This is a genomic window from Bradyrhizobium sp. ORS 375 (assembly GCF_000239775.1).
Classification (GTDB): Bacteria; Pseudomonadota; Alphaproteobacteria; order Rhizobiales; family Xanthobacteraceae; genus Bradyrhizobium.
The window spans coordinates 1-4,207 of the sequence record NZ_CAFI01000126.1 but is presented as its reverse complement, the minus strand read 5'-3'; the positions used below and the strand labels follow the sequence as shown (position 1 = coordinate 4,207).

Below are 4,207 nucleotides of genomic sequence, written 5' to 3'. Positions count from 1 at the left end.
TTGCGGTGTCGAAGGGCATGAAGATGCATCACTCGGGCGTTATCCGCCGCGAGAATGCGAACGCTTGTCCTGGGAGATGTGAAGCGGAATGCTGGCGGAAAAACAGGCGTCGTCCCGGCCTTGAGCCGGGACCCATACGCTGCGGCGGATGTGAGGGGCAAAATGCCAATCGCCGGAGTGCCTCAACCGCTCCCTGGGGGTATGGGTCCCCGCTGTCGCGGGGACGACAGCGGAGCGTGTGAGGCGACGTGCTCACCACTCTAAAGAATAAGGATCAGCCGCGGGCGCCGGTGAACGGGAAGCTGCCCATGAAGCCGATGCCCATCTCGCCGGAGATGGTGTCGCCGGCGACCTTGCCCTTGAAGTCGAGCGTCAGCGGCATCGGGCTGGTGATGGAGACCTTCCAGGCGACGTCATCGCCGTTGACGGTGCCGTCGAAGATCTCGGCGGAATCGCCCTCCGCGGCCTGGGTGCCGGTCAGCGTCGAGCCGGAGCTCTTGAGGCTCAAGGTCGCGCTGCGCTCGCCCATCGGCGTGTTCAAGGTCAGATTCCAGTTGCCGTCCACTGCCATCGATCGTTCTCCTGGCGTTGCCATCCCGGGCCCCGAAGCAGCCTTCGAGGGTGCCTTCGGGCGCCCCTATAGCGCATCTTCGCTGATAAGCCCAATGCGGCGATCAGGCCCTTGCTCAAGCCCTTGCTCAAGCCTTTGCTCGAGCCCTTATTCAAGCCCTGGCCGCCCGCAGGCGGCTGGCGATGACGAAGCGGAAGGCGATGAACTGCACGCCGAAGGCGGCGACCTTCGCGGCCGCGGTGAAAGTCATGTAGATGACCCAGAGCTTGATGTCGCCGGTCATCGCCACGCCGATCGTGCCGAGGCCGAGTGCGAACATCAGCGCCGCCCAGGCATAGCCGGCGCCTGTGACGTATTCGGGAATTGTCTCCGCCACCATGGGCGGGACGTAGCGCAGCATCCAGCCGCGCTTGAGCATGATCAGGCCGATGGCGAAGTGGCCGATCGCGGGCTTTGCGAACATGAAGCGGGGATCATTGGTCAGCAGCGTCACGCTGCCGAGCACCACGACCAGAGCGATGCTGGCATAGGCCATGAAGCCGAGGCTATGGCCCTTGATTCGGGCCCAGACCACCTGGACGATGGCGACGCCGACCGCCGCAGAGGTGGCCAGCACGACGTCGTCGGTGGCGAGGTAGAGGATGAAGAAGACGGCGGCAGAGAGAAAATCGGCCGTCAGCTTCGTAAACACGTCTTTCACGCACGTCTCCCTGAGGGCAAACCGTCAGACATCCTGGCCGGACATTGCGGCGGCAGTCTGCGCGGTGATGTCCTTCGTCTTACGATACTCAGGATACCAGCGCGTGAAATAAAGTGCACTGTTGCGGGCGGCAAAGGCAATCGCGAGGCCGGTCCAATAGGGCAGGCCGGGAATGTAGAGCGTCATCAGGTTGCCTATGATCATCAGCAGCGTGGACAGGGCCCAGGCGCCGGTGATGACGTAATTCGCGCGCAGAAACCCCGGAATGGCCGCGGTTTCCGGCGGCACGGCCTCAAGCGCATATTGCAGCGTGAAGGGCATGCGCAGCAGCATCGATCCGAGCGACAGCGCGAAAATGCCGCAGTCCACCGCGAGCCGCACGGCCGAGTCGGTCATCTCGGGATCGATGAGTTGGAGGTAGGCCGCTACGCCGGCGAACACGATCGCCGACCCCAGGCCAAGGATCTTCACCGAGCGGCCCTTGATGACGTCCAGCGTCACCACCGCCAGGCACAGCGCGGCGGCCACAGCGAGGCTGAGCGTGGCCGAGACCACCATCATCAGCGCTGCATAGACGCCGTAGGGCGCGAGGATGAGGAAGATCGTCATGGGCGGCTCCTCCTGAGCCAATCTTTACACTGGAAAGATAAATACGGGGAGGGGCGAGCCGGGTCAAGCGGAATCTTGACAGTGTCAAAATATCGTGAGAATTGAGATATGTCTATTTGTATCAGTCGCTTACATAGATTTCGGCGTCGTCTCGCGAGCCGACGCTCTCCTTGCCGGCCCAAACCAAGGGTCCGGCCCAGGATGCTTTTCGGCCGCGCCCTAGAGCAGCGGGACCAACGCATGGCGGCCGCCAGCGCCGGCTTTGGCCGTCCGGATGCGGCTCCTGACGAGCACACGGAAGGTGACGAACTGGATCGCGAAGGCTGCGATCTTGGCGCCGACCGCCACGACCGAGATGTACAGCGCCCACAGCTTCAGATCACCGGTGAGGGCCACGGCGATCGTACCGAGACCGAGGGCGAACATCAGTGCAGCCCAGGCATAGCCGGCGACGGTGACCGCCCCCGGGATATTGTCGGTCACGATCGGCGGCACGTAGCGCAGCATCCAGCCGCGCTTGAGCATGATGACGCCGACCGCGAAATGGCCGATCGCCGGCTTGGCGAACATGAAGCGCGGGTCGTCTGTGAGAAGCGTGACCGCGCCGAGCACGACCACCAGCCCAAGGCTGCCATAGGTCATGGAGTTGAGCGGCCGGCCCGTGATCCGCGCATGGACCAGTTGTCCGATCGCGACCGCAATCGCGAGCGCGCTTCCCAGCGCCGCGCTCCCGGTGGCGAGATAGAGGACGAGAAAGACGATGGCCGACAGGAAGTCGGTGCACAGCTCGATCAAGGCGTGTCTCATGGGTGTCTCCGATGTGATCGTCAGTTGTCGTCGTGTCGCGCAGAGGGCCGTCTCGGCGCGGCGTCAGGCCGCGCCGACCCAGTTGCCGTGGAAGCCGTCGGGCACGCGGTGGCCGAGATGAACCAGCGCGGCCGGTCCGCTGCCGATGTCGGTCGCGTTGAACACCGCGAGGTTGGAGGTGTTGGTCTCGGCGCGCCAGACCACGGTCAGGAGCCAGCCGTCGCCTTCGGCGGCGGCGTCGCTGCGCGGCACGAACACCGGCTCCGACAGGCTGTCGCCGCCCGGCAGCAGGTAGGTCGCGCGGCGCGCGCCGCTGCCGTCGACATGCGCCAGGCCGGAGAGGGCGCCGATCAGCGGCCCATCCGGATTGGCGCAGGCGTACCAGCCATGATGGCTCTTCAGTCCAGCGCGGCGGTCGTCGATGCGGGGGAATTCTCCGGTGAGGTCGTCCAGGTAGGTTTGCGTGAAGCGGTCGGAGCCGCCGTCGAGATCGAAGCTCCAGCGACACAGCCGCGCGCGCGATTTCGCAGGATCGGTGGGACGGCCGTCGGGATGCGGGAACAGCGGCGGCTCATCGAACTGCATCACATCAGCGATGATGCGGCTGCCGTCGTCCCAGGCGTTCATGAAGTGAAAGACGTAGCAGGCGTCACCACGAAACCAGACGATGTCCTTGATGTCGCCGCTCCGCTTCATCACACCTACATAGGCGCCCTTGTCGGGCTCCCAGGCATAAGGCGGCTTGCCCGACATCGCGCGCTGCATGCTGCCGGTGAGTGGGAGGATGGGAAACAGGACGTGGTTGGCGGTGACGATGAAGTCATGCACCATGCTGGCATAGGGCGCCTCGAAACGCGTGAGGCGCGTCAGTTGGCCGGCGGCGCCGATCGTGCCGTAGGACAGCGCCGGCGTCAGCGGTCCCGCCGCGTTGTAGCCGAAGAACAAGAGCTCGCCGGTGACCGGATCGGTCTTCGGATGCGCGGTGAAGGCGCCGCGCAGGCGGCCACCGAAATCCTGATAGCCCATTGTCGCCAGCGTGCCGGGCTCGATCTCGGTCGGCAGATGCGCCTCCTCGAGCGCGAGCAGCTTGCCCGCATGCGCGATGATGTTGGTGTTGGCGACGCCGCCATCGGTGACGTCGGCTGGTGCGTCGGGCAGCTTGCGGCCGAAGCCGCCGAACAGCGCGCGGCCGGCCTTGCGCTCGGCCTCGAATTTCGGCGTGCGGACCCAGCGGTTGCGATACGACGCGCGGCCGTTCTCCAGATGAAACGCGTGCAGCATGCCGTCGCCGACGAACCAGTGCGCACCGGGCGAAGAGAACTGCGGGTTGGGACCGTTGCGATACAGCGTGCCGTTCAGCTCACGCGGCAGCTCGCCCGTGGTCTTCAACATCGGCACGTCGCATTCGAACGCGATCGGCGCGAGGTTGTTACGTTCGCTGCGGGTCTGCCGGGCTGTTTGCGCACGGTCGCTCATGGCCGTTCCTTCCCTTTATCTTTACGCTGTAAAGATAAAGCTAT

At 64.9% G+C, this 4,207-nt stretch carries 5 protein-coding genes; all 5 read right to left on the bottom strand.

The genetic code is table 11. The annotated features are described in order from the left end of the window. Window positions 1-274: 274 nt before the first annotated feature. Entirely contained in the window at window positions 275-571 is a 297-nt protein-coding gene (locus tag BRAO375_RS11210) for a hypothetical protein (RefSeq protein WP_009027590.1), read from the bottom strand. 151 nt (window positions 572-722) lie between these two features. Continuing rightward, on the bottom strand, window positions 723-1,271 hold the full coding sequence (locus BRAO375_RS11205; protein WP_009027589.1) for an inner membrane-spanning protein YciB: 549 nt from the start codon (window positions 1,269-1,271) through the stop codon (window positions 723-725). A gap of 24 nt (window positions 1,272-1,295) precedes the next feature. Beyond that, a complete protein-coding gene (locus tag BRAO375_RS11200; protein WP_009027588.1) occupies window positions 1,296-1,880 on the bottom strand; it encodes a hypothetical protein in 585 nt (194 codons plus the stop codon). A 219-nt stretch (window positions 1,881-2,099) separates the two neighbouring features. Beyond that, a complete protein-coding gene (locus BRAO375_RS11195) occupies window positions 2,100-2,687 on the bottom strand; it encodes a septation protein IspZ (RefSeq protein WP_009027587.1) in 588 nt (195 codons plus the stop codon). Window positions 2,688-2,750: 63 nt separating this feature from the next. Continuing rightward, on the bottom strand, window positions 2,751-4,163 hold the full coding sequence (locus BRAO375_RS11190; protein WP_009027586.1) for a carotenoid oxygenase family protein: 1,413 nt from the start codon (window positions 4,161-4,163) through the stop codon (window positions 2,751-2,753). Between the last annotated feature and the right edge of the window lie 44 nt (window positions 4,164-4,207).

What these genes read in the sequence shown, in the direction of transcription:
- BRAO375_RS11210 (WP_009027590.1), bottom strand. Translation starts at nt 571, where the DNA reads ATGGCAGTGGACGGCAACTGGAATCTGACCTTGAACACGCCGATGGGC.
- BRAO375_RS11200 (WP_009027588.1), bottom strand. Translation starts at nt 1,880, where the DNA reads ATGACGATCTTCCTCATCCTCGCGCCCTACGGCGTCTATGCAGCGCTG.
- BRAO375_RS11195 (WP_009027587.1), bottom strand. Translation starts at nt 2,687, where the DNA reads ATGAGACACGCCTTGATCGAGCTGTGCACCGACTTCCTGTCGGCCATC.
- BRAO375_RS11190 (WP_009027586.1), bottom strand. Translation starts at nt 4,163, where the DNA reads ATGAGCGACCGTGCGCAAACAGCCCGGCAGACCCGCAGCGAACGTAAC.